The organism is Ancylobacter sp., assembly GCF_965229075.1.
Taxonomy (GTDB): Bacteria; Pseudomonadota; Alphaproteobacteria; order Rhizobiales; family Xanthobacteraceae; genus Ancylobacter.
Map to the genome: position 1 here is coordinate 2,034,021 of NZ_CBDDIO010000002.1, position 24,128 is coordinate 2,058,148.

The 24,128-nt window shown below is 68.6% G+C and carries 21 protein-coding genes; 10 read left to right on the plus strand and 11 right to left on the minus strand.

Annotated features, from left to right (window positions below):
* The first annotated feature begins 9 nt into the window (after positions 1–9).
* Complete coding sequence (locus ACO07Z_RS15555) at positions 10–480, plus strand: Lrp/AsnC family transcriptional regulator (protein ID WP_421699533.1); 471 nt, start codon at positions 10–12, stop codon at positions 478–480.
* 30 nt (positions 481–510) lie between these two features.
* Here the strand turns inward: ACO07Z_RS15555 and galE are convergent, their stop codons facing one another.
* Positions 511–1,527 (minus strand): UDP-glucose 4-epimerase GalE, encoded by a 1,017-nt coding sequence (gene galE, locus ACO07Z_RS15560; protein WP_421699534.1) that lies wholly within the window; start codon positions 1,525–1,527, stop codon positions 511–513.
* A 121-nt stretch (positions 1,528–1,648) separates the two neighbouring features.
* Here galE and ACO07Z_RS15565 point away from each other — a divergent pair, with 121 nt between their 5' ends.
* Entirely contained in the window at positions 1,649–2,449 is an 801-nt protein-coding gene (locus ACO07Z_RS15565; RefSeq protein WP_421699535.1) for a DUF72 domain-containing protein, read from the plus strand.
* On the opposite strand, the gene ACO07Z_RS15570 is transcribed toward ACO07Z_RS15565, so the two are convergent.
* The 6 genes from ACO07Z_RS15570 to ACO07Z_RS15595 all read right to left on the minus strand — a co-directional run bounded on the left by ACO07Z_RS15570 (position 2,433) and on the right by ACO07Z_RS15595 (position 8,907).
* Positions 2,433–3,800 (minus strand): ATP-binding protein, encoded by a 1,368-nt coding sequence (locus ACO07Z_RS15570; RefSeq protein WP_421699536.1) that lies wholly within the window; start codon positions 3,798–3,800, stop codon positions 2,433–2,435. The two genes, ACO07Z_RS15565 and ACO07Z_RS15570, sit on opposite strands and share 17 nt — an antisense overlap.
* Positions 3,797–4,474: a response regulator transcription factor gene (locus tag ACO07Z_RS15575; RefSeq protein WP_421699537.1), complete on the minus strand. Its 678-nt coding sequence runs from the start codon at positions 4,472–4,474 to the stop codon at positions 3,797–3,799. The genes ACO07Z_RS15570 and ACO07Z_RS15575 overlap by 4 nt, the downstream gene beginning before the upstream one ends.
* 6 nt (positions 4,475–4,480) lie before the next feature.
* Positions 4,481–5,044, minus strand: a complete 564-nt coding sequence (locus tag ACO07Z_RS15580) for a cytochrome b/b6 domain-containing protein (protein WP_421699538.1) — start codon at positions 5,042–5,044, stop codon at positions 4,481–4,483.
* Positions 5,044–5,316 (minus strand): PepSY domain-containing protein, encoded by a 273-nt coding sequence (locus ACO07Z_RS15585; RefSeq protein ID WP_421699539.1) that lies wholly within the window; start codon positions 5,314–5,316, stop codon positions 5,044–5,046. Before ACO07Z_RS15585 ends, ACO07Z_RS15580 begins: the two co-directional genes overlap by 1 nt.
* 175 nt (positions 5,317–5,491) lie before the next feature.
* The gene (locus ACO07Z_RS15590; RefSeq protein WP_421699540.1) at positions 5,492–7,867 is read right to left on the minus strand and encodes a phosphoketolase family protein; all 2,376 of its coding nucleotides are present in this window, start codon (positions 7,865–7,867) and stop codon (positions 5,492–5,494) included.
* A 56-nt stretch (positions 7,868–7,923) separates the two neighbouring features.
* Positions 7,924–8,907, minus strand: coding sequence for a zinc-dependent alcohol dehydrogenase family protein (locus ACO07Z_RS15595; protein ID WP_421700829.1), 984 nt, complete (start codon positions 8,905–8,907; stop codon positions 7,924–7,926).
* 196 nt (positions 8,908–9,103) lie between these two features.
* Between ACO07Z_RS15595 and ACO07Z_RS15600 the strand changes: the two genes are divergently transcribed.
* From ACO07Z_RS15600 to ACO07Z_RS15610, 3 genes are read left to right on the plus strand one after another with little or no spacing between them, the layout of a single operon-like run.
* Positions 9,104–10,153: an HlyD family secretion protein gene (locus ACO07Z_RS15600; RefSeq protein ID WP_421699541.1), complete on the plus strand. Its 1,050-nt coding sequence runs from the start codon at positions 9,104–9,106 to the stop codon at positions 10,151–10,153.
* Entirely contained in the window at positions 10,150–12,870 is a 2,721-nt protein-coding gene (rbbA, locus tag ACO07Z_RS15605) for a ribosome-associated ATPase/putative transporter RbbA (protein WP_421699542.1), read from the plus strand. The genes ACO07Z_RS15600 and rbbA overlap by 4 nt, the downstream gene beginning before the upstream one ends.
* Positions 12,871–12,872: 2 nt before the next feature.
* Positions 12,873–14,012, plus strand: coding sequence for an ABC transporter permease (locus ACO07Z_RS15610; RefSeq protein WP_421699543.1), 1,140 nt, complete (start codon positions 12,873–12,875; stop codon positions 14,010–14,012).
* A gap of 88 nt (positions 14,013–14,100) precedes the next feature.
* Here the strand turns inward: ACO07Z_RS15610 and ACO07Z_RS15615 are convergent, their stop codons facing one another.
* The 3 genes from ACO07Z_RS15615 to ACO07Z_RS15625 all read right to left on the minus strand — a co-directional run bounded on the left by ACO07Z_RS15615 (position 14,101) and on the right by ACO07Z_RS15625 (position 16,634).
* Positions 14,101–14,667 carry a TetR/AcrR family transcriptional regulator gene (locus ACO07Z_RS15615; protein ID WP_421699544.1) on the minus strand — a complete coding sequence of 189 codons (567 nt, stop codon included), beginning with the start codon at positions 14,665–14,667 and terminating at the stop codon, positions 14,101–14,103.
* 138 nt (positions 14,668–14,805) lie between these two features.
* A complete protein-coding gene (locus tag ACO07Z_RS15620; protein WP_421699545.1) occupies positions 14,806–15,981 on the minus strand; it encodes an acyltransferase family protein in 1,176 nt (391 codons plus the stop codon).
* Positions 15,982–16,232: 251 nt separating this feature from the next.
* Positions 16,233–16,634 carry a GFA family protein gene (locus tag ACO07Z_RS15625; RefSeq protein ID WP_421699546.1) on the minus strand — a complete coding sequence of 134 codons (402 nt, stop codon included), beginning with the start codon at positions 16,632–16,634 and terminating at the stop codon, positions 16,233–16,235.
* Between the two features lie 179 nt (positions 16,635–16,813).
* On the opposite strand from ACO07Z_RS15625, the gene ACO07Z_RS15630 reads away from it, so the two are divergent.
* The gene (locus ACO07Z_RS15630; protein ID WP_421699547.1) at positions 16,814–17,176 is read left to right on the plus strand and encodes a hypothetical protein; all 363 of its coding nucleotides are present in this window, start codon (positions 16,814–16,816) and stop codon (positions 17,174–17,176) included.
* Between the two features lie 77 nt (positions 17,177–17,253).
* Here ACO07Z_RS15630 and pyk read toward each other — a convergent pair whose 3' ends face one another.
* The gene (gene pyk, locus ACO07Z_RS15635; RefSeq protein WP_421699548.1) at positions 17,254–18,801 is read right to left on the minus strand and encodes a pyruvate kinase; all 1,548 of its coding nucleotides are present in this window, start codon (positions 18,799–18,801) and stop codon (positions 17,254–17,256) included.
* Between the two features lie 449 nt (positions 18,802–19,250).
* Between pyk and ACO07Z_RS15640 the strand changes: the two genes are divergently transcribed.
* From ACO07Z_RS15640 to ACO07Z_RS15655, 4 genes are all read left to right on the plus strand, one after another.
* Entirely contained in the window at positions 19,251–20,435 is a 1,185-nt protein-coding gene (locus ACO07Z_RS15640) for a Re/Si-specific NAD(P)(+) transhydrogenase subunit alpha (protein WP_421699549.1), read from the plus strand.
* A 376-nt stretch (positions 20,436–20,811) separates the two neighbouring features.
* Positions 20,812–21,252, plus strand: coding sequence for a proton-translocating transhydrogenase family protein (locus tag ACO07Z_RS15645; RefSeq protein WP_244450829.1), 441 nt, complete (start codon positions 20,812–20,814; stop codon positions 21,250–21,252).
* A gap of 8 nt (positions 21,253–21,260) precedes the next feature.
* The gene (locus ACO07Z_RS15650) at positions 21,261–22,664 is read left to right on the plus strand and encodes an NAD(P)(+) transhydrogenase (Re/Si-specific) subunit beta (protein WP_421699550.1); all 1,404 of its coding nucleotides are present in this window, start codon (positions 21,261–21,263) and stop codon (positions 22,662–22,664) included.
* A 156-nt stretch (positions 22,665–22,820) separates the two neighbouring features.
* Complete coding sequence (locus tag ACO07Z_RS15655; protein ID WP_421699551.1) at positions 22,821–24,116, plus strand: extensin family protein; 1,296 nt, start codon at positions 22,821–22,823, stop codon at positions 24,114–24,116.
* The last annotated feature ends 12 nt before the right edge of the window (positions 24,117–24,128 follow it).

The following is a 24,128-nucleotide window of genomic DNA, read 5'->3' on the forward strand; positions in this document are numbered from 1 at the left end:
GGGTGAATCATGCCAGAGGCGAAGATCGATACCATCGACCGCAAGATCCTCGCGCTGCTGCAGCAGGACGCGCATATGACGATGGAGAAGCTTAGCGAGGCGGTGGGCCTCTCGCCCTCGCCCTGCGCCCGGCGGGTGCGCTACCTCGAAGCCTCGGGCGTCATCAAGCGCTATGTCGCGGTCGTGGATCAGGACAAGGCCGGCCTGCCGGTCAGCGTCTTCGCCTCCATCCGGCTGGAGCGCCAGCGCGAGGACGAGCTCGACCGCTTCGCCAAGGCCATCGCCCGCTGGCCGGAAATCGTCGAGTGTTATCTGATGACTGGGCAGCGGGATTATCTCCTGCGCATCGTCGTCAAGGACCTGCCGGCCTATGAGGCCTTTCTCAAGCGCACCCTTACCCGGCTGGACGGCGTCGCCTCCATCGAATCGAGCTTCGCGCTGAGCCAGGTGAAACATGCGCAGGCGCTGCCGGTGGAGTGACGGGCGGGCACCGCTGTCGCTCTCTGATGGTCAGCCGGCATAGCCCTCGCGGTTCTGCTGTTGCCAGCGCAGATGATCCGCCAGGATATCGTCGAGGCCGCGCGTCGCGCGCCAGCCAAGATCCTTGCCCGCCAGGCTCGGATCGGCCCAGTATTGGGCGATATCGCCGGCGCGGCGCGGCGCCACGGCCCATGGAAGAGGCTGTCCGGTCACCCGCTCAATGCCGCGAATGACCTCAAGCACCGAATAGCCGCGGCCGGTGCCGAGATTCCAGACATGATGGCCCGTGCGCTCCTTGAGATAGCCCAGGGCGGCGAGATGCCCCTGCGCGAGGTCCATGACGTGGATATAGTCCCGCACCCCCGTGCCGTCGGGGGTGGGGTAGTCGTTGCCGAACACCAGAAGCTGTGGCCGTCGCCCCACCGCGACCTGCGCGGCGTAGGGGATCAGGTTGGAGGGCGGCCCCAGCGGGTCCTCGCCGATCCGCCCGCTGGGATGCGCGCCGGCCGGGTTGAAATAGCGCAGCACCCCGACGGACCAGCGCGGGTCGGCCCGGCACAGATCGGTCAGCACGCGCTCGACCATCATTTTCGAGCGACCATAGGGATTTGCCGGCTCGCCGAGTGGGCTCGTCTCGGTGAGGGGCATCTCGACCCGCTCGCCATAGACCGAGGCGGTGGAGCTGAACACCAGACGGAACACGCCCGCCGCCGCCATGGCGCGCATCAGGCTCATGCCGCCCCCGACATTGACGCCGTAATAGTCGAGCGGGTCGGCCACGCTCTCATTCACGGCTTTTTTGCCGGCAAAATGCATGGCGGCCGTGATGGCGTGACCGGCGAAAATGTCTGCCAGGAGTTTGCCGTCGCGGACGTCGCCCCGGTACAGCGTGACCACGCCACCGGCCAGTTCCCGCACACGCGACACCGCTGCGGGAGAACTGTTGGAGAAATCGTCGAGCACCACCACCTCATGGCCCGCCGCGAGGCAGGCGAAGAGGACGTGCGAGCCGATATAGCCGGCGCCGCCGGTGAGAAGAATGGTCATTCGGGCGTGCTCCGGTCTGGAAGGGCGGTACCGCGATCTTTTTCATGATTTCCGGGTTAAACCACAGCGGGGATGATAAACACTCTGCAAATCCTGCTGTGCACCGCTTGTGTGAGGTTCCATGTCCCCTTCCGCACCCATCCGCATCGGCGTCGGCGGCTGGACCTTCGAGCCCTGGCGCGGGGTGTTCTATCCCGACGGCCTGACCCAGAAGCGCGAGCTGGAATATGCCGCGTCGAAGCTCACCGCCATCGAGATCAACGGCACCTATTACGGCTCGCAAAAGCCCGAGAGCTTCGCCAAATGGCATGCGGAGACGCCGGAAGGCTTCGTCTTCACGCTGAAAGGCCCGCGCTTCACCACCAATCGCCGGGTGCTGGCCGAGGCGGGTGAATCGATCGAGCGCTTCTTCAACAGCGGCGTCACCGAGCTGAAGGAAAAGCTCGGCCCGGTGAACTGGCAGTTCATGGCCACCAAGAAATTCGATCCCGACGATTTCGCCGCCTTCCTCAAGCTCCTGCCCAAGCGCGTCGACGGCCGCGACATCCGCCACGCGGTGGAGGTGCGGCATGAGAGCTTCAAATCGCCGGATTTCGTCGCTCTGGCGCGCGAGCATGGCGTCGCCATCGTCCATGCCGGCGACAGCGAGTTCCCCGCCATCGCCGATGTCACCGCGCCCTTCGTCTATGCCCGCATCATGGGAACAACGGAGGACGAAGCGCTCGGCTATGGCGAGACGGCGCTCGATGGCTGGGCCGCCACCGCGCGGGCCTGGGCCAAGGGCGAGACGCCGGAAGCCCACAAGCCGGCCCTGCTCGCCCCGCCGGCGGAAGTGACGCCGCGCGAGGTGTTCCTGTTCGTCATCTCCGGCTTCAAGCCGCGCAACCCGGCCGCAGCGCAGGCGCTCATCGCGCGGGTGTGACCGGGGCGGGGCTAAACACCAGCCGCGCCACGGTGCCGTGCGGGGCGAGGCGGGCGATTGCCAGCCGCCCGCCATGCAGCGCGGCGATGCGGCGGACGATTTCCAGCCCGATGCCGAGCCCGCCGGCGCGGCGGTAATGGCCGGGCGGGTCGGTCGCCTCGCCCGGCGCGTCGGGGTCGAAGCCGCGCCCGTCATCGATGACGCTGATGCCCGGGCCGTCATCGGTGCGCACCGTGATGGAAACGCCCGGCCCGCCATGGCGCAGCGCGTTCTCGATCAGATTGCGCACCGCGTCCTTCAGCAGGGCGGCATTGCCGGGCACATAAACGTCGCCGGCTTCCTCGAAGCCGATGCGGGCGCCCCGCGCATAGATGATGGGCGCCAGCGTGCCGACGATCTCGCGGCCGATCTCGTCCAGCGCGACGGGCGTGAAACCGCTGCGGTCCGCCGCCTCAAGCCGCGCCAGCATCACCATCTGGTCGATGAAATGCGCGAGTTCGTCCAGCTCCCCCAGCGTGCGGCGCGCGGCGGGGTGGTCGATGTTTTCCAGTTCGAGCCGGATCACCGCCAGCGGCGTGCGGATCTCATGGGCGATGGCGGAGGTGAACAGCTTCTGCGCGTTCATCAATTCGCGGGTGCGGGCATAGGAACGGTTCACCGCCCCGGCCAGCTGGGCGATCTCGCGCGGCATGCCGGCCTCGTTGAGCCGCGCATCGGGGCTCAGCGGGTCGAGCCGCTCCGCCTGCTCGGCCGCCGCCGTCACCGGACGCAGCGCGGCCCGGATGGAGAGCAGCGTGGCGCCGAGCACGAAGAGCAAAGTGAGGCTCATCGGCAGCACCATATGGTCCAGCACCTCATGCGCCAGCACGCCCCACACCGCGCCCTGCGGGTCGCCGGTCACCGCCACTTCGATGAAGGCGGCGCGCGGGCCGATGTCCACCGTGCGCCCGCCCGCGAAGCTCAGCGGATAGCCCGGGGCGATGATGCGCAGCCAGAAGGAGGGCGGGTTGAGGTCGAGGGGCAGGAAATGCGCGGTGCAGGCCTGGTCGCAATGGGAAAACAGCACCACGCCCTGCGCGGTGCGCACGCGGGCGACATAACCCGTGCCCGCCGCGCCGTAGCGCCGGCGCAGTTCCTCCGGCAGTTCATAGGCGAGGCGGGTGTCGTGCAGGGACAGGCCGGCGGCGAGTTCCGCGCTTTCCTGCTCCAGCACCAGCCGGGCCATATTGTCGGGGTCGCTGCCATAGTCGATCAGCACGGCGACGAGTTGCGCCAGCATGGCCAGCGCGGCGAACAGCACGATGCGCAGCGCGACGAGGCGCCCCAGCGGCGCGCGGCCGGTCCGCTTCACCCTTCGGTCTCGCGCAGGAGATAGCCGACGCCACGCACCGTCTCGATGGCGGTGCGGGTGGGGTAGGGGGCGAGCCGCCGGCGCAGTCGCGACATCAGCACCTCGATGGCGTTGGGGCTGATCTCCTCGTCATATTCGGAAAGCGTTTCCTCCAGCCCGCGCTTCGGCGTCACCCGGCCGGCATTGCGCAGCAATATTTCCAGCGTCGCCCGCTCGCGCGGGGCCAGCGCGATCACCTCTTCTCCGCAGCGCGCTTCCTGCGTCGCCGGGTCGAAGCGCAGAGCCCCCGCTTCCAGCACCGGCTCGGCGGAAACCGGCGCGCGCCGCAGCAGGGCGCGGGCGCGGGCGAGCAGTTCGCCATTATTGAACGGCTTGGTGAGGTAGTCGTCGGCGCCGGCGTCGAGCCCGGCAATGCGCTCATCCACCGCGCCGCGCGCGGTCAGCACCAGCACCGGCATGCTGCTGCGGCTGCGCCGCAGGCCGCGCACCACATCGAGCCCGTCGCCATCGGGCAGGCCGAGATCGAGCAGAACGAGGTCGTAATGGGTGGTGGCCAGCGCCTCCTGCGCCTCCTCCACCCCGCCGACCGCGTCGAGCCGCCAGCCCGCCATGCGGATGGTCTCGCCGACGAGGTCGCGCAGCCGCGCGCTGTCTTCAACGAGGAGAAGCCGCATCCGCGCTCACCGCCTTTTCCAGCCCGTCACCATCGACCATACGAGGTTCTCGCGGTGGCGCCAGCTCTCGAACAGCGCCGCCGCCGCGTGCAGCAGGGCAAGCACCAGTATGGCATTGCCGAGGCCCTCGTGAAGCTCCTCCAGCCAGTCCTCGCCCCAGAAGGCGTCCAGCGTCGTCATCCAGCCGGTGAGGCAGACGGCGGCGAGCAGCGCCATCAGCGCCAGCATCATCACCGCGCCGGCCGGGTTGTGGCCGAGCATGCGCGGCTCCTCGCCACGCAAGAGGGCGCGGACATAGGCCATGAGCCGGGAGGGTGTCGGTACGAAGTCGGCGAAACGGGCGTGCCGCGTGCCGATGAAGCCCCAGACGAGGCGGATGACGAGCGCGGCAGCGACGGCATAGCCGACGATCTTATGCGGCAGCTCGCCATCTTCCAGAACGAACAGGTTGAGGACGCAGCCGGCGACGACGGTCCAGTGGAACAGGCGCACGACCGGATCCCACACCCGGACGTTCGCGCCCGCGGCCGACGGCGTGACGCCGCCGGCCTGAGCGACCCTGTCGGTCATCAGTCGATCTCGGCCTTGACGACGGCGCCGGTCACCGGGTTGAAATAGACTTCGGCCTTCTTGTTGTCCTTGGTGTAGCCATAGATTTCGTAGCAGGAGCCGGAGACCTTGAAGGTCTTGATCTTCTGATAGCCCATCTCGGCCACCTTGGCCTTCATGGCATCCTCGCTCATCCACTTGTCCTTGGCTTCCGTCGTGCAGACCGGGCCGGCGAAAGCGGCGACGGGGGCGAGGACGGAGAAGGCGACGAGGCCGGCAACGATCTTCTTCATGATGTGTTCCTGATCCAGTGATCGCCGTCAGCGGCGAACACAGGGAGGCTAGCGGCGGGAGGCTGTCGGCCAGCTGTCAGAAGGTCAGGAACGATCGGTCGGGATGACGGAGGGATGCGGGGGGAAGCCGGCACGCGCTGCGTTGCCGGCTTCGTTTCCTAGCGGCCGGCGCCGGTCACTTCCCGCCGGACCATTTCCACTCCCGCACTTCCGGCATGTCGAGGCCGTGGGCGCGGATATAGCGGGCGTGCTCGGTCAGCTTGTCGCGGATCGCCTGCCGCACATGGGTGTTGGTCTTGAGCTGCGGCACCCGGTCGAGCACGTCGGCGACGAGATGGAAGCGGTCCAGCCGGTTGCGCACCACCATGTCGAAGGGCGTGGTGGTGGACCCTTCCTCGACATAGCCGCGCACATGCATGTTGTCATGGTTGGTGCGGCGATAGGCGAGGCGGTGGATGAGCCAGGGATAGCCGTGATAGGCGAAAATGACCGGCTTGTCGGTGGTGAACAGCGCGTCGAAATCCTTGTCCGACAGGCCGTGCGGGTGCTCGGACTGCGGCTGCAGCGTCATCAGGTCGACCACATTGACCACGCGCACCTTGAGGTCCGGGAAGAAGTCGCGCAGCAGGTCGGCGGCGGCCAGCGTTTCCAGCGTGGGCACGTCGCCGGCGCAGGCCAGCACCACGTCGGGGTCGACGCCGCCATCGGTGGAGGCCCATTCCCACATGCCGATGCCCTTGGCGCAGTGCTTGATCGCGCTGTCCATGTCGAGCCATTGCGGCGCGGGCTGCTTGCCGGCGACGATGACATTGACCCGGTTCCACGAGCGCAGGCAGTGGTCGGTGACATAAAGCAGGGTGTTGGCGTCCGGCGGCAGGTAGACGCGCACGATCTCCGCCTTCTTGTTCACCACATGGTCGATGAAGCCGGGGTCCTGGTGGCTGAAGCCATTATGGTCCTGCCGCCAGACATGCGAGGTGAGCAGGTAGTTGAGCGAGGCTATGGGCCGGCGCCATTCCACCTCGGAGGCGGATTTCAGCCATTTGGCGTGCTGGTTGAACATCGAATCGACGATGTGGATGAACGCCTCGTAGCAGGAGAACAGCCCGTGCCGGCCGGTGAGCAGATAGCCCTCCAGCCAGCCCTGGCACATATGCTCAGACAGCATTTCCATCACCCGCCCGTCGCGGGCGAGATGGTCGTCATAGGACAGCGTCTCCGCGTCCCAGGCGCGGTTGGTCACCTCGAACAGCGCCTGCAGCCGGTTCGAGGCGGTCTCATCCGGGCCGAAGACGCGGAAATTCTTCGACGCCGCATTGTCCTTCATCACGTCGCGCAGGAAGGCGCCCATGATGGCGGTGGATTCCAGTTCCTTCTCGCCGGGATGGGCGACCTCCACCGCATAGGCGGTGAAATCCGGCAGGCGCAGCGGCCGGCGCAGCGCGCCGCCATTGGCGTGCGGGTTGGCGCTCATGCGCTTCACCCCCTCCGGCGCCAGCGAGGCGATCTCGGGCTTCAGCGTGCCCGCCGCGTCGAACAGCTCTTCCGGCTTGTAGCTCTTCATCCAGTCTTCGAGCAGGGTCAGGTGCTCGGGCTTCGACATGTCGGAGAACGGCACCTGATGCGAGCGCCAGAAGCCCTCGGCCTTCTTGCCATCCACCGTCTTCGGGCCGGTCCAGCCCTTCGGCGAGCGCAGCACGATCATCGGCCAGCGCGGGCGGTCGGTGTCGCCGCGCGTGCGCGCCGCGTCCTGGATCGCGCGGATCTTGTCATGCGCTTCATTGAGCGCCGCCGCCATCGCCTGATGCATCGGCTCGGGGTCTTCGCCCTCGACGAAGATCGGGTCGTAGCCATAGCCCTCGAACAGGCTTTTCAGCTCCTCATGCGGGATGCGGGCGAGAATGGTCGGGTTGGCGATCTTGTAGCCGTTGAGGTGCAGGATCGGCAGCACCGCGCCGTCGCTGGCGGGGTTGAGGAACTTGTTGCCGTGCCAGGAGGTGGCGAGCGGGCCGGTCTCGGCCTCGCCATCGCCGACGACGCAGGCAACGATCAGCTCCGGGTTGTCCAGCACCGCGCCATAGGCGTGGGAGAGCGAATAGCCGAGCTCGCCGCCTTCATGGATCGACCCGGGGGTCTCCGGCGCCGCGTGGCTGGGAATGCCGCCGGGGAAGGAGAACTGCCGGAACAGCCGGCACAGCCCGGCCTCGTCCTGCGAGACATCGGGGTAGAGCTCGCTATAGGTGCCTTCCAGATAGGTCGCCGCCACCACGCCGGGCGCGCCATGGCCGGGGCCGGCGATGAACAGCACTTCCGCGCCGGTGTCGCGGATCAGCCGGTTGAGATGGACATAGAGGAAGTTCAGCCCTGGCGTCGTGCCCCAATGGCCGAGCAGGCGGGGCTTCACATGTTCCAGCGTCAGCTTCTCGCGCAGCAGCGGGTTGGCGAGCAGGTAGATCTGCCCGACAGAGAGATAGTTCGCCGCCCGCCACCAGGCGTTCATGCGGTTGAGAAGGTCCGGCGCGAGAGTGTCCGTCGCCTGCTGCGATGCCATTGCTCTGTCCTCTGCGTGGGTTGCCGTTGGGTGAGATAGGGCGCGCGCCTGCCGGGTCACGGAACCAGCACCGCCGCCCCCTGAAAATGCCCCGCGCGCAGATCGGCGAGGGCGTCATTGGCCTGTTCCAGCCGGTAGACATGGGTGGTCGCGCGCACCCCGGCCTGCGGGGCGAGGGCGAGGAATTCCCGCGCGTCCTCACGCGTGAGGTTGGCGACCGACAGCACCTGCCGCTCTTCCCACAGAAGCGAATAAGGGAATTGCGGAATGTCGCTCATATGGATGCCGCCGCACACCACCCGGCCGCCTTTTCGCACCGCGCGCAAGGCGAGCGGCACCAGCGCGCCGACGGGGGCGAAGATCAGCGCAGCGTCGAGCGGCACCGGCGGTGCTTCGCCGGAGCTTCCCGCCCAGCGCGCGCCGAGCGAGAGGGCGAGCTGTTGCGCGCCTTCGTCCCCGGCGCGGGTGAAGGCATAGACCTCGCGCCCCTGCCAGCGGCAGAGCTGGGCGATGAGATGGGCGGCGGCGCCGAAGCCATAGAGCCCGACGCGCTGCGCCTCCCCCGCCAGTTTCAGCGTGCGCCAGCCGATCAGCCCGGCGCACATCAGCGGCGCGGCGGCGACGGGGTCGTCGAAGCCGATGAGCGGAAAGCAGAAGGCGGCATCGGCGACGATATGCGAGGCGAAGCCGCCGTCGCGGGTGTAGCCGGTGAAGGCGGGAGCGTCGCACAAATTCTCGCGCTGGCTGGCGCAATAGGGGCAGTGGCCGCAGCTATGGCCGAGCCACGGGATTCCCACGCGGGTGCCGAGCGGCGGCGTCTCGACCCCCTCGCCCTGCGCCTCGACAATGCCGACCACCTCATGGCCGGGAATGATGGGCAGCGGGCCGGGCGGCAGATCGCCATCGACGACGTGGAGATCGGTGCGGCACACGGCGCAGGCTTCCACCCGCACCCGGATTTCCCCGGGGCCGGGCGCCGGCAGCGCGCGCTGTTCGAAACGCAGCGCCTCGCCAGTGGCATGGAGGACCATGGCCTTCATCAAGGGAACCTCAGGGGTGATGGCGGCGGCATCCAACAGGCTCATGGGGGTCCCTTCGTTGATCGTGGTCAAGACGCAGGTGCAAATGACGGCTACTCATGCGCATCTGTTCGTGGACAATGTTTCGCGAGCAACTGGTGGATGCGGCGCGGCGCCCCATCCTCTTGATGAGCGGCTGCAATCCTAGGGAGCCACGATGGCAGGTCAGCGACGGTTCCAGGCTTTCTCTCTCGCGCTCGTGCTCGCGGTCGCTCTGGCCTCGCCCGTCGCGGCGCAGGAGGGGGCGTCCACGACGCCGCCCGCGTCCCTCGGCGCGCGGCTGCAGGGGCTGATCGCCAAGCTCACCGGCAACCGGCTGCCGGCCGGCATCTTCTCTACCAATGGGCGGATCGAGGCCGAGCAGGTGCTGGTCGCCGCCAAGCTCGCCGGCCGCGTGCTCACCGTGCTGGTGGAAGAGGGCCAGACGGTGGAGACCGGGCAGGTGGTCGCCCGCATGGACACGTCCGAGCTGGAAGCCCAGCTCGCCGGCGCGCAGGCGCAGGTGCGCCGGGCGGAAAAGGCCATTGCCGAGGCGGAAGCCGCCATTGCCCAGCGCGAGAGCGAGCGCACGCTGGCGCAGCAGGAACATGAGCGCGCTTCCAAGCTGAAGGAGAGCGGCTTCGGCACCGCCCAATCGCTCGATCTGCGCCAGAGCCAGCTCAATGTCGCGCTGGCCGCGCTCAAGGCGGCCCATGCCTCGCTGGACGAGGCGGACGCCGCCGCCGATGCCGCGCGGGCGGAGGTGGCGCGGGTGCAGTCGCTGATCGACGATTCCACCTTGCGGGCGCCCCGGCGCGGCCGGGTCGAATACCGGCTGGTGCAGTCGGGCGAGGTGGTGGCCGCCGGCGCGCCCATCGTCACCCTGCTCGACCTGTCCGACGTTTACATGACCGTGTTCGTGCCGGCGCGCGTCGCCGGGCGGCTCGCCATGGGCGACGAGGCGCGCATCATTCTCGATCCGGCGCCGGATTATGTCGTGCCGGCCAAGGTGAGCTTCGTCGCCACCGGCGCGCAGTTCACGCCGAAGGCGGTGGAGACGGCGGATGAGCGCGAAAAGCTGATGTTCCGCGTCAAGCTGCGTATCGCGCCGGAACTGCTGCGCCAATATGAGGACCGGGTGAAGGCCGGGGTGCGCGGTCTCGCCTATGTCCGCACCGATCCGGCGACGGCCTGGCCGGACATGCTCGCGGTCAAGCTGCCGCAATGAGCGGGGATGCGGGCACGCCCGTCCTCGCGCTTGCCGGCGTCACCCATCGCTATGGCAAGACGCTGGCGCTGGACGCGGTGGACCTCGCCGTGCCGGCGGGCTGCATGGCCGGGCTGATCGGGCCGGACGGGGTGGGCAAATCGACCCTGCTCGGCCTTGCCGCCGGCGTCACCCGCCTGCAGGAGGGGCGCGTCTGCGTGCTCGGCGGCGACATGGCGGCGCGCGACTGGCGTCGGCAGGCGGGCGGGCGCATCGCCTTCATGCCGCAGGGGCTGGGGCGCAATCTCTACCCGACGCTGTCCATCGCCGAGAATCTCGACTTTTTCGGCCGGCTGTTCGGCCAGGGTGCGGCAGAGCGGGAAGAGCGCATCGCGGAACTGCTCGCCGCCACCGGCCTTTCCCCTTTCGCAGCGCGCCCGGCCGGCAAGCTCTCGGGCGGCATGAAGCAGAAGCTCGGCATCTGCGCCGCGCTGATCCACGACCCCGATCTCGTCATTCTCGACGAGCCGACCACCGGCATCGACCCGCTGTCGCGCCGGCAGTTCTGGGAACTGATGGCGCGGCTGCGCGAGCGCCGCCCGTCGATGAGCGTCATTGTCGCCACCGCCTATATGGAGGAGGCGGAGCGCTTCGACTGGCTGGCGGCGATGAATGCCGGGCGCGTGCTCGCCACCGGCAGCCCGGCCGACATCCGCGCGCAGGCCGGGGAGGCCACGCTGGAGCGCGCCTTCGTCGCCCTGCTGCCCGAGGCCGCGCGGGCGCAGGACGGCCCGCTGCCGGACCTGCCGCGCGTCGTCCATGACGGCGAGCCGGCGATCGAGGCCAACGGGCTCACCCGCCGCTTCGGCGATTTCGTCGCCGTCGACCATGTGAATTTCCGCATCGAGCGCGGCGAGATCTTCGGCTTTCTCGGCTCCAACGGCTCGGGCAAGTCGACGACGATGAAGATGCTCACCGGCCTTCTGCCCGCCAGCGAGGGCGAGGCGAAGCTGTTCGGCGCCCCGCTCGCCGGCGGCGACATGGAAACGCGCAAGCGCGTCGGCTACATGTCGCAGGCCTTTTCGCTCTATGGCGAACTCACCGTGCGGCAGAATCTCGTGCTGCACGCCGAGCTGTTCGAGATCGCCGACCGCGAGGCGCGCGTCGCCGAGATGGAGGCCCGTTTCGACCTCGCCGATGTCGCCGATGTGCGGCCGGAAAGCCTGCCGCTCGGCATCCGCCAGCGGCTGCAGCTCGCCGTGGCGGTGATCCATCGCCCGGAAATCCTCATCCTCGACGAGCCGACCTCCGGCGTCGACCCGGTGGCGCGCGACGGTTTCTGGCGCACGCTGATCGAACTCTCGCGCCAGGATGGGGTGACGATCTTCCTCTCCACCCATTTCATGAACGAGGCCGAGCGTTGCGACCGCATCTCGCTGATGCATGCCGGCCGGGTGCTGGCGGTCGGCACGCCGGCGGCGCTGAAGCGCGAGCGCGGCATGGACACGCTGGAAGAGGTGTTCATCACCGTGCTGGAAGAGGCCGGGATGGGGCGCGAATCCGGCGCGGTGGAACTGAAGCAACGCCCGGCGACGCTGGCGCCGGTGAAGCGCTTCGACGCCGGCCGGCTCTGGGCCTATGCTCGGCGCGAGGCGCTGGAGATCGTGCGCGACCCCGCCCGCCTCGCCTTCGCCCTCATCGGCCCGATCCTGCTCCTGTTCACCTTCGGCTACGGCATTTCCTTCGATGTCGAGAAGCTGCCCTATGCCGCCTTCGACCAGGACCGCAGCGCCCAGAGCCGGCAGGTCTTGGAGAGCTTCGAGGGCTCGCGCTATTTCGAGACCCATGCGCCCATATCTTCCATCGAGGAACTCGAAACCCGGCTGAAAAGCGGGGAGCTGAAGCTCGCCATCGAGATCCCCCCGAATTTCGGCCGCGACCTGCTGCGCGAGCGCACGCCGGAAATCGGCGTCTGGCTCGACGGCTCCATGCCGTTCCGGGCCGAGACCACGCGCGGCTATGTCCAGGGTATCGCCCAGAGCTATCTCGCGGATGCGGAGCAGCGCGCCACCGGCCGGGCGAGCGCCGCCGCGCCGTTCACCCTGGAGCCGCGCTACCGCTACAATCAGGCGTTCAAGAGCGTGAACGCCATGGTGCCGAACGTCATCATGCTGATGCTGGTGCTGATCCCCGCCATCATGAGCGCGCTCGGCGTGGTGAAGGAGAAGGAGACCGGCTCCATCACCAATTTCCAGTCGACGCCGGTGACCCGGTTCGAATTCCTGCTCGGCAAGCAGCTACCCTATGTCGCCATCGCCTTTGTCAGCTTCCTCACCATGGTGGCGGCGGCATGGCTGGTGTTCGCGGTGCCGGTGAAGGGCTCCTTCGTCACGCTGGCCTTCGGCTCGCTGGTCTATGTGTTCGCCACCACCGCCTTCGGCCTGCTGGTGTCGAGCTTCGTGCAGAGCCAGGTGGCGGCGATCTTCGCCACCGCCATCGTCGCCATCATCCCGGCGGTGAATTTCTCCGGCCTGCTGGTGCCGGTTTCGTCGCTGTCGGGCGGGGCGCGGCTGATGGGGCTCGCCTTCCCCTCGGCCTGGTATCAGCAGGTGAGCGTCGGCACCTTCACCAAGGCGCTCGGCTTCGGCGTGCTGTGGCACGACATCGCCATGGTGTTCGTGCTCGCGCTTGTCTTCATCGCCGGCGCCATGCTGGCGCTGCGCAAGCAGGGGGCGTGAGCATGTTCGCCCGCCTCATGCGCATCTGGCGCCTCGGCATCAAGGAACTCTACAGCCTCAAGGCCGACCCGGTGCTGGCGGGGCTGATCCTCTACACCTTCACCGTTGCGGTCTACACCGTTTCGGCCGGGGCCAAGTTCGAGGTGGAGAACGCCGCGGTGGCGGTGGTGGACGAGGACCAGAGCGCGCTGTCGCGCCAGCTGCGCGACGCGCTGCTGCAACCCTTCTTCAAGCAGCCGGTCGTCATCACCGCCCGCGAGGTCGACGCGGCGATGGATTCCGGGCGCTATGTCTTCGTGCTCACCATCCCGCCGAAGTTCGAGCACGACCTGATCGCCGGCCGCGACCCGGCCTTGCAGCTCGATATCGACGCGACCGCCATGTCGCAGGCGGGCAATGGCGCCGCCTATATCCAGAACATCCTGACGCAGGAAGTGGCGGCGGCGCTGGCCGCCCGCTCGGCCGTCGCCTCCAGCACGGGCGAGGCGCCGGTGAGCGTGGTGATCCGGCCGAAATTCAACGCCAATCTCACCTCCGCCTGGTTCACGGCGGTGATGCAGGTGATCAACAATGTCACCATGCTCGCCGTCATCCTCTCCGGCGCGGCGCTGATCCGCGAGCGCGAGCACGGCACGATCGAGCACCTGCTGGTCATGCCGGTGACGCCGATCGAGATCATGCTGGCGAAGATCTGGGCCAATGGCCTCGTCATCGTGGTGGCGGCGACGCTGTCGCTGCTCATCGTGGTCGAGCGGCTGCTTCACGTGCCGGTGCAGGGCTCCGTGGTGCTCTTCGTCGCCTCCATGCTGGTCTACCAGTTCTCGGTCACGGCGCTCGGCATCTTGGTGGCGACCGTTTCCACCTCCATGGCGCAGTTCGGCCTCATCGTCATGCCGGCGCTGATCATCATGAACCTGTTGTCGGGCTCGACCACGCCGATGGAGAGCATGCCGGTCTGGCTGCAGAATGTGATGCAGCTCTCGCCCTCCACCCATTTCGTCGCTTTGTCGCAGGCGGTGCTTTATCGCGGTGCCGGGCTGGCGGTGATCTGGCCGAACCTGCTCGCGCTCGCCGCCATCGGCGCCGCCTTTTTCGGCCTCGCCGTGCTGCGCTTCCGCAAAGCGTTGCAGGCGGCGGGGTAGAGCAATCGCGCCCTTAGAGCACGTTCCGATCTGGTTCACCGATCAGGTTGTTTCAACCTGATCGGATCAGGCTCTAGGCGTGCGGGTTTTAAGCGCCGAACTTCGCCCGCAGCGTCTCGCGCATGGCGGCGAGGATCTCGGCGGACAGCGCCGGGTCGCCTTCGGCCACGCCGCGCGCCAGGGTCAGCGCGCCGATCATGCCGGAAAGCACCGCCAGCGCCTGCCGCCGCCGCTCTTCGGGCGTGGCCTCCTTCATGTGCCGTTCCAGCGCGGCGAGAAAGCCCTCCAGCCCTTCGGCATAGCTCTTCTGCAGCTCGGGCGACTGGCGCGCGACCTCGGCGCCGAGCGCGGAAAGGGCGCAGCCGCGCGCCGGGGCGTCGCGATGCGCCGGGGTGAGGTAGCGGTCGAGCAGCGCGGTCAAATCCGCAGAGTGCAGCCAGCTCTCGATGCCTTCCGCGCAGGCTTCGCGGCAGGCCTGGTCGGCAAGGTCGGCCTTGGAACGGAAATGGCCATAGAAGGCGCCATGGGTCAGCCCGCTCGCCTGCATGATCTCGGCGACGCCGACATCCTTGATGCCGCGTTCGCGGAACAGGCGCGAGGCGGTTTCCAGAATCGCCCTTCTGTGCTCGGCGACCTTGGCTTTCGTGACCCGCAACGCGGCTCTCCTTGATGCCCGGGGGACGGGCCGGGTGGCCGAAACAGCGCGGCCAGACATGCTTAAGATCACGAAAGGCGGGGCGAGGAAACAACAGCTTGTACCGGTATGGATGGAAAGCGGCGACCTGTCGCGGCGTCAGCCCGGCACGGGGCGGCGTCGCAGCCGGCCGCGTAGCGCCCGCAGCCCGGCCAGAACCGGCCGTTCCACCGCGAGGAGGAACAGCGTCGCCAAAGCGAGGGCGGCGAGGAAGGTGGCGGCGAACAGCCCGGCCAGCGCCGCCGGCTCCAGCGGGCCGAAGCGGGCATAGAAAGCGCAGGCCGGCGCGACGATGAGCGGCACGTGCACGAGATAGAGCGGGAAGGAGAGTTCGCCGAGGCGCTGCAGCGGCACGCTCTCGAACAGGCGCCGCAGCGGCGGGGTGATGAGCAGCGCCACCAGCACCATCACCGCGCCGATCTGCCGGGGCCCGTCGACGCCGAGCCAGGATTGCAGCAGGGGAAGGAGGCCGCCCTCGCTGGAATGGCCGGGATAGGTGGCGCCGAGCACGAGACCGAGCAGGCCGAGGAGCGCGCCGCCCCGCTTATGGTCGCGCAGGAGGTGACGGCCCTCATAGACCAGCGCCCCGCCGCAAAAGGCGGCGAGCGAGAACTGTCCCAGCGCGGCAAGGACCAACGCGCCCAGCGCCATGGCCGGCGGGCGCGCCCGGCCGGGCAGCAGCGCATAGGAACCATAGATCAGCACCGAGCCGAAGAACTCCGCCTGCATGGTCCAGAGCGGGTTGTTGAACCGCGTCGTGCCGGTGAGAAACACGCCGATCCCGCCTTCCCACAGCGCCTGATCGAAGGGCGGGAGCGGCGGCTGATAGGTCCAGCGGAACCAGCGGCTGCCGGTCATCGCCTGCACGTCGCGCGCCGCCTCGGGAAAGCCGTTCAGCCACGCCCAGGCGAGCGCCGAGGAGACGAGGGCGGGCAGGGCGAGCCTGAGATAGCGCAGGCCGATCAGCGCCGGCGCCTCGCGGGCGGTGCGCGGCGCCGAGGCGGCGAGCACGAAGCCGGACAGCACGAAGAAGAGGGCGACGGCGAAATGTCCGTTCCACAGCACCGCCAGCGGCGTGTCCCACAGGCCGAAGCCGGTGCGGCCCCAATCGGTGAAGGGCGCCGGGGTGAAGGCATAGAAGAAATGGAACGCCACCACCGAACAGGCGGCGACCCCGCGCAGCCCGTCGAGGCAGAGCAGCCTTTGGGAGGGAGCTGCGGCGGGGGCTGCGGGCGTGGCGGCGGCGGGCGCGACGAGGGCAGGGCGCGGCGTCATGGGGGCGGGCGGTCCGGGACGACGGGGGGCGATAAGGCCGCCTCAAGATACCGGCAGAGCCGGCCGCGTGGCGAGCCCCCTCCTTGCCTGTCGGCGCTGGGCGGCAGGGGCGTCCCGCCTGACCCTTCCACCCTCGCCCGGCTAGAGCACGTTCCGATCTGATGGCATCGCAATCCGATCGGGAAAAGGTTCTCTATCAATCATTTAGAGCCTGATCCGGTGCGGTCGAATCGGCTTGGTCGGATCAGGCTCTAGTCCGCCTCAGCGGGCCGGTCCTTCGCGTGCTGCTCCGCGCCCTGCTGCGGCGCCAGCCAGGGCTCGCGGCGGATGGTCCACAGCTCATAGGACGGCACCAGCGCGGAGGGCGGCTCGTCCAGCGTGCCGAGCTTGACCTCGATCTCGTCCGAACCCTCCTCCCAGCAGAACAGCTGCGACCCGCAGCGCGGGCAGAAGCGCTCCCCGCCGGCCCGCGCCTGCCAGCAGGCGAGTTCGCCCGACAGCGTCACGCTTGAGCGCGGCCAGATGGCGAAGAAGGAGAAGGCCGAGCCGGACTGTTTGCGGCAGGTGGCGCAATGGCACAGCCCGGTGCGCAGCGGCGCGCCCTCGATTTCATAGCGCACCTCCCCGCAATTGCAGCCGCCGGTCAGGATCATGGTCGGTCTCCATGGGGTTGGCGGGCGCGGGCCAGGTGCGCCATCATAGACCGGGCAACGGCGCGCGGGGCGTTGGGTTCCGGCACGCCTGCGGGCCTGGCGCGGCGCGAGTCTATCACGTTGCCCGCCGCGCGCCCTGTGTGCCACGCTGCCTTATGGCCTCCTTTGACTTCCGATCCGTGCGGGAGGACGGTCGCGCCGTTCATCTGCGCGACATTCTCCACCTCTTGCAGCCGCGTGGCGACCTTGCCGCGTGGGAGCTGGATCATGGCGAGGAGGGGGAATTCTGGGCGACGGCCACACGGGGCCACGACATCGCCTGGGCGCAGGCGATGGCCGGAACCGGCCAGCGCCTCTCGGGCGCGGCCCTGCGCACCCGCGCGGAAACCCTTCTTCAGGTCATCACCGGGGAGTTCCGCGCCTTCGAGCGAGCGGCGGCGTCGCCATGGCTGATGGTGCGCGCCTTCGACAGTTCGTTCTACGCGATCGAAACCGAGGACGAGGCGGTGCTCGCTTTTGCCCGGCGGCATTTCCGTTGGTAGCGTCGGGCTTAGCCCCGCCACCATGAAAAAGGCCCGGCGCGTGCCGGGCCTTTCGCATGCGCGCGCGGTGCGGCGCGTCAGTCGGCCTTCGGCTCCAGCGGCGCGGAGCGCAGCACGGCGTCATCCGCCTTCATCGCCGCGGCGCGCGGGCGCATGGAATCGCCGCTCTCTTCCGGGCGCGGGGTGCGGTGCGCCATCGTCTTGTCGATGGTGACGAGCCGCAGCACATTGGTGGTGCCGGGGGTGGCGAAGGGCACGCCGGCGGTGATGGCGATGAGGTCGCCTTCCGTCGCGAAGCCGTGGTCCACCGTCACCTGCGTCGCCTTGGCCGCCATCTCGCCGAAGGTGTGGATCTCCTCCGGCGCGTGCACCACATGCACGCCATAGGACATCACCAGCCGGCGGGCGGTGGAGAGCTGGCTGGCAATGCCGATGATCGGGATGCGCGGGCGCTCGCGCGCGGCGTGCAGCGTGGTGGTGCCCGAGAGCGTATAGGTGCAGATCGCCGCCGCATTGGTCGACAGCGCCGCGTGATAGGCGGCCTGCGTCACCGCATCGGCCACCGAATGGCCCTGCTCCGGGCGCTGCGATTCGATGATGGCGCGGTAGCCGGGGTCGCGCTCCACCTGCTTGATGATCTGGTCCATCATCGCTACGGCTTCCACCGGGTACTGGCCGGCGGCGCTCTCGGCCGAGAGCATCACCGCGTCGGCGCCGTCATAGACGGCGGTGGCGACGTCGGAGACCTCGGCGCGGGTCGGCACGGGCGCGCTGATCATGGATTCCAGCATCTGCGTAGCCACGATCACCGGCTTGCCGAGGCGGCGGGATTCGCGGATCACGCGCTTCTGCAGCGCCGGGATTTCCGGCAGCGACAGCTCGACGCCGAGATCGCCGCGCGCCACCATGATGCTGTCGGACAGCTCGGTGAGGCGGGTGAGGTGCTCGACCGCCAGCGGCTTCTCCAGCTTCAGGTTGATCTGGGCGCGGCCCTGGATCAGCTCCTTGGCCTCGATCACGTCCTCGGGGCGCTGCACGAAGGAGAGCGCGATCCACTCGACGCCGAGGTCGAGGGCGAAGAACAGGTCGGCGCGGTCCTTGTCGGTGAGGGCCGAGACGGGGAGCAGCACGTCGGGGACGTTGAAGCCCTTGTTGTTGGACAGCTTGTTGCCGGCCACCACCTCGGCCTCGATAAAGCCGGCGCCCTTCTTCACCACGCGCACGCGCACCTTGCCATCGTCGAGCAGCACGGTGGAGCCCTCATTGAGGGCTTCGAGAATTTCCGGGTGCGGGATCGAGACGCGGGTCTCGTTGCCCGGGGTCGGGTCGGTGTCGAAGCGGATGGTCGAGCCGGCGGTCAGGTTGATGAAGCCGTTCTCGAAGCGGCCGAGGCGCAGCTTCGGGCCCTGCAGGTCGGCGAGCACGCCGATCGGCCGGCGGACTTCCTTCTCAAGTGCGCGCACAGATGCGAGCACCCTTCCATGGTTTTCCTGCGTGCCGTGGCTGAAATTCAGCCGGAACACATCGACCCCGGCCTCGTACAGGGCCTTGATCATCTCCGGGCTCGAAGATGCCGGACCCAGCGTCGCCACGATTTTGGTCGCGCGTCCACGCCTGCTAACCATGATATCCTCCGTCGGTGGGCTTGCCGATGCGCAGCACCGGCGAACCCTCATATGAACCAAAAGTCTACTTCTGTCTCCCGGATGTTATCTTGCACCGCAGCGTGTCCCTTTCGCGACGCCGAGGGCGGATCCCATCACAAGAGCGTGCCGTAGCGGCAGGCGCGGCGGCGGCGATCCGGGGTGCATTTCCGCGCCGGAGGCCTGCCGGAATCGTCTTGCTGGCATGCGGAATTCTGTATACCACTATGCGTGTCGCGCATGCGGTCCCAGGCGTCTCGACGGCCTTCGTCCCCGGAAATTCCCCGCGCGCTGCCGCGGGTGACACGGGTGGCGGAACCGGCCGGGGGTGCCGGGCCGGCGAGCGGAGCCCCACCGGCCCGTCCCTGCCGACGCATGAAGAAGACGGCCAATGACCTTCTCGGGAGGAAGGCGATCTTGGGAGTGAGGCAGTGCGCATCGCAATTTTGAAGGAAGAAGCGCGGTTCGAGCCGCGCGTGGCGGCCAGTGCCGACACGGTAAAGCGCTATATCGGGCTTGGTGCGACGGTTTTTGTCGCCTCGGGGGCGGGGGCGGCGTCGGGGATTGGCGACGGGGAGTATGAGGGCGCGGGGGCGACCGTGGTGGCGGATAACGCTGCCGCCGTCGCCGGGGCGGACATCGTGCTCGCCGTGCGCCGGCCGGAAGCCGCCGCGCTCAAGGGTGCCAACAAGGGCGCGCTGGTCATCGCCATCGCCGACCCGCACGGCCATGAGGCCGCGCTCGGCGAGATCGCCGGCACCGGCGTGTCGCTGTTCGCCATGGAGCTGATGCCGCGCATCACCCGCGCGCAGGTGATGGACGTGCTGTCCTCCCAGGCGAATCTCGCCGGCTACCGCGCGGTGATCGACGCCTCGTCCGAGTTCGGCCGGGCCTTCCCGATGATGATGACGGCGGCCGGCACGGTGCCGGCGGCGCGCGTGTTCATCATGGGCGCGGGCGTGGCCGGGCTGCAGGCCATCGCCACGGCGCGGCGCCTCGGCGCGGTGGTCTCGGCCACCGATGTGCGCCCGGCGGCGAAGGAACAGGTCGAGAGCCTCGGGGCGAAGTTCATCGCCGTCGAGGACGAGGAGTTCAAGCAGGCGGAAACCTCCGGCGGCTACGCCAAGGCGATGTCGGCGGAGTACCAGGCCAAGCAGGCGGCGCTGACCGCCAGCCACATCGCCAAGCAGGACATCGTCATCACCACGGCGCTGATCCCCGGCCGCCCGGCCCCCAAGCTGGTCTCGGCCGACATGGTGGCGTCGATGAAGCCGGGCTCGGTCATCATCGACCTCGCGGTGGAGCGTGGCGGCAATGTCGCGGGCGCGGTGCCGGGCGAGGTGGTGACGACCGCCAACGGGGTGAAGATCGTCGGGCATCTCAACGTGCCGGGCCGGCTGGCGGCGACCGCCTCGCAGCTCTACGCCAAGAACCTCTACGCCTTCGTCGAGACGCTGGTGGACAAGGGATCGAAGGCGCTCAGCGTGAAGTGGGACGACGAGCTGGTGAAGGCGACGCTGCTGACCAAGGACGGGGCGGTGGTGCATCCCGGCTTCGCGCCGCAGGAATCGGCGCCGGCGCCGGCGCCGGCGGCCGAGGGCGCGTCGGCGGCGTGAGCCGGGCGGGCTGAGGGCCGGCGATGACGCGGCCTTCGGGCTTCACTTTCTTCCCTCATGCCCGGGCTTGACCCGGGCACCCAGGTCTTCCGGGTGGCCCGGCTTCAGGCTGGGTCCCCGGGTCAAGCCCGGGGATGAGGGCGCGAAGGGGGAAGCGTTCGGCACGACGCCAGCCGGTTTGCCGGCTGCTCCAATGGCCGCCGCGTGCGGCTTCGGCAAGACGACCGCATCACGGAACAAAGCGGGCCTCCGGCTTCGGGGAGTGGGACGGCCCGGCAGAGACAGAGATAAGGGAATCGAGGAAATGGCCAATCCGGCAGGGGGCGTGATACTCGCCCAGAACGCGCCTGGCGTCTCGGACGCGGCGCAGGGGGCGATGGCGCAGAACGCGGCCGAAGGGGCGCGGATGGCGGCGGAAGTGGCGCGGCAGGCGGCGGAAGCGGCGCAGGCCTATGCCGCGGCGGCGCAGCAGAGCTATGCGGAACTCGCCGGCAACGCTGCGCATGCGCTGACCGGCGGGGCGATCGACCCCTTCGTGTTCCAGCTCGCCATCTTCGTGCTGGCGGTGTTCGTCGGCTATTACGTCGTGTGGTCGGTGACCCCGGCGCTGCACACGCCGCTGATGAGCGTGACCAACGCCATCTCCTCGGTGATCGTGGTCGGCGCGCTGCTCGCGGTCGGCGTCGACACGGTGGCGGAAGGCACGGGCTGGGCGCGCGGCTTCGGCTTTGTCGGCCTGGTCCTGGCGGCGGTGAACATCTTCGGCGGGTTCCTGGTGACCAGCCGCATGCTCGCCATGTACTCGAAGAAGAAGTGAGCGCGAACATGAACGCCAATCTGGTCGCGCTGCTCTATCTCGTCTCCGGTGTCCTGTTCATCCTGGCGCTGCGCGGGCTCTCCAGCCCGGTCACCTCCCGCCAGGGCAACATCTTCGGCATGGTCGGCATGACCATCGCCATTCTCACCACGCTCGGCTCCTCCCCGCCGGCCGGCCCGGGCGGCTGGGCGCTGGTGCTCGGCGGCCTCGCGCTCGGCGGCGGCGCCGGCGCGGTCATCGCCCGCAAGATCGCGATGACGCAGATGCCCCAATTGGTGGCAGCGTTCCACTCGCTGGTCGGCCTTGCCGCCGTGATGGTGGCGGCGGCGGCGCTCTACGCGCCGGCGGCGTTCCATATCGGCGATCCCGGCCATATCCACGCCCAGGCGCTGATCGAGATGAGCCTCGGCGTCGCCATCGGTGCCATCACCTTCACCGGCTCGGTCATCGCCTTCGCCAAGCTCAACGGCAACATGTCGGGCAAGCCGATCCTGCTGCCGGCGCGCCACCTCATCAACGCCTCGCTCGCGGGCCTGATCGTGGTGCTGATCGGCGTGCTGGTGGCGACCGAGAGCCACACCGTGTTCTGGCTCATCGTCATCGCCTCGCTGATCCTCGGCGGGCTGATCATCATCCCGATCGGCGGCGCCGACATGCCGGTCGTGGTGTCGATGCTCAATTCCTATTCCGGCTGGGCGGCGGCGGGCATCGGCTTCACCCTGTCCAACACCGCGCTGATCATCACCGGCGCGCTGGTGGGGTCCTCGGGCGCGATCCTGTCCTACATCATGTGCAAGGGCATGAACCGCTCCTTCATCTCGGTGATCCTGGGCGGCTTCGGCGGCGACAGCGCCTCCGGCCCGGCCGGGGCGGTGGAAACGCGCCCGGTGAAGCAGGGCTCGGCCGAGGACGCGGCCTTCATCATGAAGAACGCCTCCAAGGTCATCATCGTGCCGGGCTACGGCATGGCGGTGGCGCAGGCCCAGCACGCGCTGCGCGAGATGGCGGACAAGCTGAAGGAGGAAGGCGTCGAGGTGAAGTACGCCATCCACCCCGTCGCCGGCCGCATGCCCGGGCACATGAACGTGCTGCTGGCGGAAGCGAACGTGCCCTATGACGAGGTGTTCGAGCTGGAGGACATCAACTCCGAGTTCGCGCAGGCGGATGTGGCCTTCGTCATCGGCGCCAATGACGTGACCAACCCGGCGGCGAAGACCGACCCGACCTCGGCGATCTACGGCATGCCGATCCTCGACGTGGAGAAGGCCAAGACGGTGCTGTTCATCAAGCGCGGCATGGCGGCGGGCTATGCCGGCGTCGAGAACGAGCTGTTCTTCCGCGACAACACGATGATGCTGTTCGCCGACGCCAAGAAGATGGTCGAGGACGTGGTGAAGAACCTCAACCACTGAGGAGGGCGCGTGAGGCGGATCGGTCTCATCGTCCACCTCATCGCACTCATCGTCCACGCCTAGAACACGCGCAAAGGCCCGCCTCCCGGCGGGCCTTTTTGGCATGGGGGAGGGGGGCTTAACCCGTTGTCAACCAAGACGGGTTAGCGTCTTCCCATGACGCGCGGCGTATCCTGGTTTTTCGTAGCCCCGCTCGTCCTTCTGGGGCTTTCGGGTTGCAAGTTCGGGCTGTTCGATCAGCGCGAACCCTGGCGCACGGAAGCTGAAGAAAGGTGTTTGGCGGAGGGCCGCGTGAAGCCCTCCGCCTTCATCGTCCAGGACCGCGCCATCAACGGCGCCGGCACCTGCGGCATGGACCATGCCTTCCGCATCACGGCTTTTTCGCAAGGATCTGTTGAGGTTAGCCCGCGCGCGACGCTGGCCTGCCCGATGACCTCGGCCGTCGACCAATGGGTGACGCAGGACGTTCAGCCCGCCGCCATGGCTTGGTTCGGCCAGCCTGTGGTCAAGATCAAGCAGATGTCGTCCTATTCCTGCCGGCGCATGAATGGGGCGACGACGGGCAAGATTTCCGAGCACGCCTTCGGCAACGGGCTCGACATTGGCGGCTTCGTTCTGGCCGACGGACGCGAGATTTCGGTGCGCAAGGACTGGAAGGGAAGCGCCGACGCGCGCGGCTTCCTGCGCACCGTGCAGGCCGACGCCTGCGAGCGGTTCACCGTCGTTCTGGCGCCCGGATCGAACGTCTATCATTACGATCACATCCACATCGACCTGATGCGCCGCGCCTCCGGCTCCACCACCTGTAAACCCGTGGCGCAGCGTCCGATTCCGCCTCGCCTGCCGGTGTATAAAGCGCCGGCCTACAAGGCACCGCCCTATGGCGCGTCCTGGCAGACGGGCCCGATGTCGTCCGTGCCGGGCGCGGCTCAGCCGGCGGAAGACTATGGCCCGGCGGGCGACGAGCAGGAGGGTTATGACGAGGCCGCCGCCCCCGCGCCGCTCGCGCCTGCGCCTTTGGCACCCGCCCGCCCGGCCGCCGTACCCACCTATCCGCCCGCGCACGCCTACCCGGCGCCGAGCCGCGCCTCCGCCGGGAGTGTCGGGGCGCCAATGGTGCTGACCCCTCCGGCCGCGAATCCTTATGAGAACGGGGGATATGCGGCCGATCCCTACCCGGCGCCCGCTCCGGCCGCACCGGTTCAGGCCTATCCCGCGCAAACCTATCCCGCGCAAGCCTATCCGGCGCCTCGAGCGCCCGCGCCCGCACCGGCCGCGCCAGCCTCGACGCGCCCTCCCGGCCTGCTTCCCCCCGGCAGCATTCCGCTGGCGAAATGGCTGGGGCTCGACACCACGCCGACGGGCGCGGCCGACAATGCCCGCTCTTTCACCACGACGCGCGAATTCGCCAGCCCGATCCCACCCCCGGCGGCGGCGACCGGATCGGACTGACGGGGTAGCTGT

Coding starts and splice junctions, on each gene's coding strand:
- pyk (WP_421699548.1), bottom strand. CDS start 18,801: ATGGTTAGCAGGCGTGGACGCGCGACCAAAATCGTGGCGACGCTGGGT.
- ACO07Z_RS15620 (WP_421699545.1), bottom strand. CDS start 15,981: ATGACGCCGCGCCCTGCCCTCGTCGCGCCCGCCGCCGCCACGCCCGCA.
- ACO07Z_RS15600 (WP_421699541.1), top strand. CDS start 9,104: ATGGCAGGTCAGCGACGGTTCCAGGCTTTCTCTCTCGCGCTCGTGCTC.
- ACO07Z_RS15625 (WP_421699546.1), bottom strand. CDS start 16,634: ATGATCCTGACCGGCGGCTGCAATTGCGGGGAGGTGCGCTATGAAATC.
- ACO07Z_RS15590 (WP_421699540.1), bottom strand. CDS start 7,867: ATGGCATCGCAGCAGGCGACGGACACTCTCGCGCCGGACCTTCTCAAC.
- ACO07Z_RS15585 (WP_421699539.1), bottom strand. CDS start 5,316: ATGAAGAAGATCGTTGCCGGCCTCGTCGCCTTCTCCGTCCTCGCCCCC.
- ACO07Z_RS15595 (WP_421700829.1), bottom strand. CDS start 8,907: ATGAAGGCCATGGTCCTCCATGCCACTGGCGAGGCGCTGCGTTTCGAA.
- ACO07Z_RS15650 (WP_421699550.1), top strand. CDS start 21,261: ATGAACGCCAATCTGGTCGCGCTGCTCTATCTCGTCTCCGGTGTCCTG.
- galE (WP_421699534.1), bottom strand. CDS start 1,527: ATGACCATTCTTCTCACCGGCGGCGCCGGCTATATCGGCTCGCACGTC.
- ACO07Z_RS15580 (WP_421699538.1), bottom strand. CDS start 5,044: ATGACCGACAGGGTCGCTCAGGCCGGCGGCGTCACGCCGTCGGCCGCG.
- rbbA (WP_421699542.1), top strand. CDS start 10,150: ATGAGCGGGGATGCGGGCACGCCCGTCCTCGCGCTTGCCGGCGTCACC.
- ACO07Z_RS15555 (WP_421699533.1), top strand. CDS start 10: ATGCCAGAGGCGAAGATCGATACCATCGACCGCAAGATCCTCGCGCTG.
- ACO07Z_RS15565 (WP_421699535.1), top strand. CDS start 1,649: ATGTCCCCTTCCGCACCCATCCGCATCGGCGTCGGCGGCTGGACCTTC.
- ACO07Z_RS15610 (WP_421699543.1), top strand. CDS start 12,873: ATGTTCGCCCGCCTCATGCGCATCTGGCGCCTCGGCATCAAGGAACTC.
- ACO07Z_RS15575 (WP_421699537.1), bottom strand. CDS start 4,474: ATGCGGCTTCTCCTCGTTGAAGACAGCGCGCGGCTGCGCGACCTCGTC.
- ACO07Z_RS15655 (WP_421699551.1), top strand. CDS start 22,821: ATGACGCGCGGCGTATCCTGGTTTTTCGTAGCCCCGCTCGTCCTTCTG.
- ACO07Z_RS15645 (WP_244450829.1), top strand. CDS start 20,812: ATGGCGCAGAACGCGGCCGAAGGGGCGCGGATGGCGGCGGAAGTGGCG.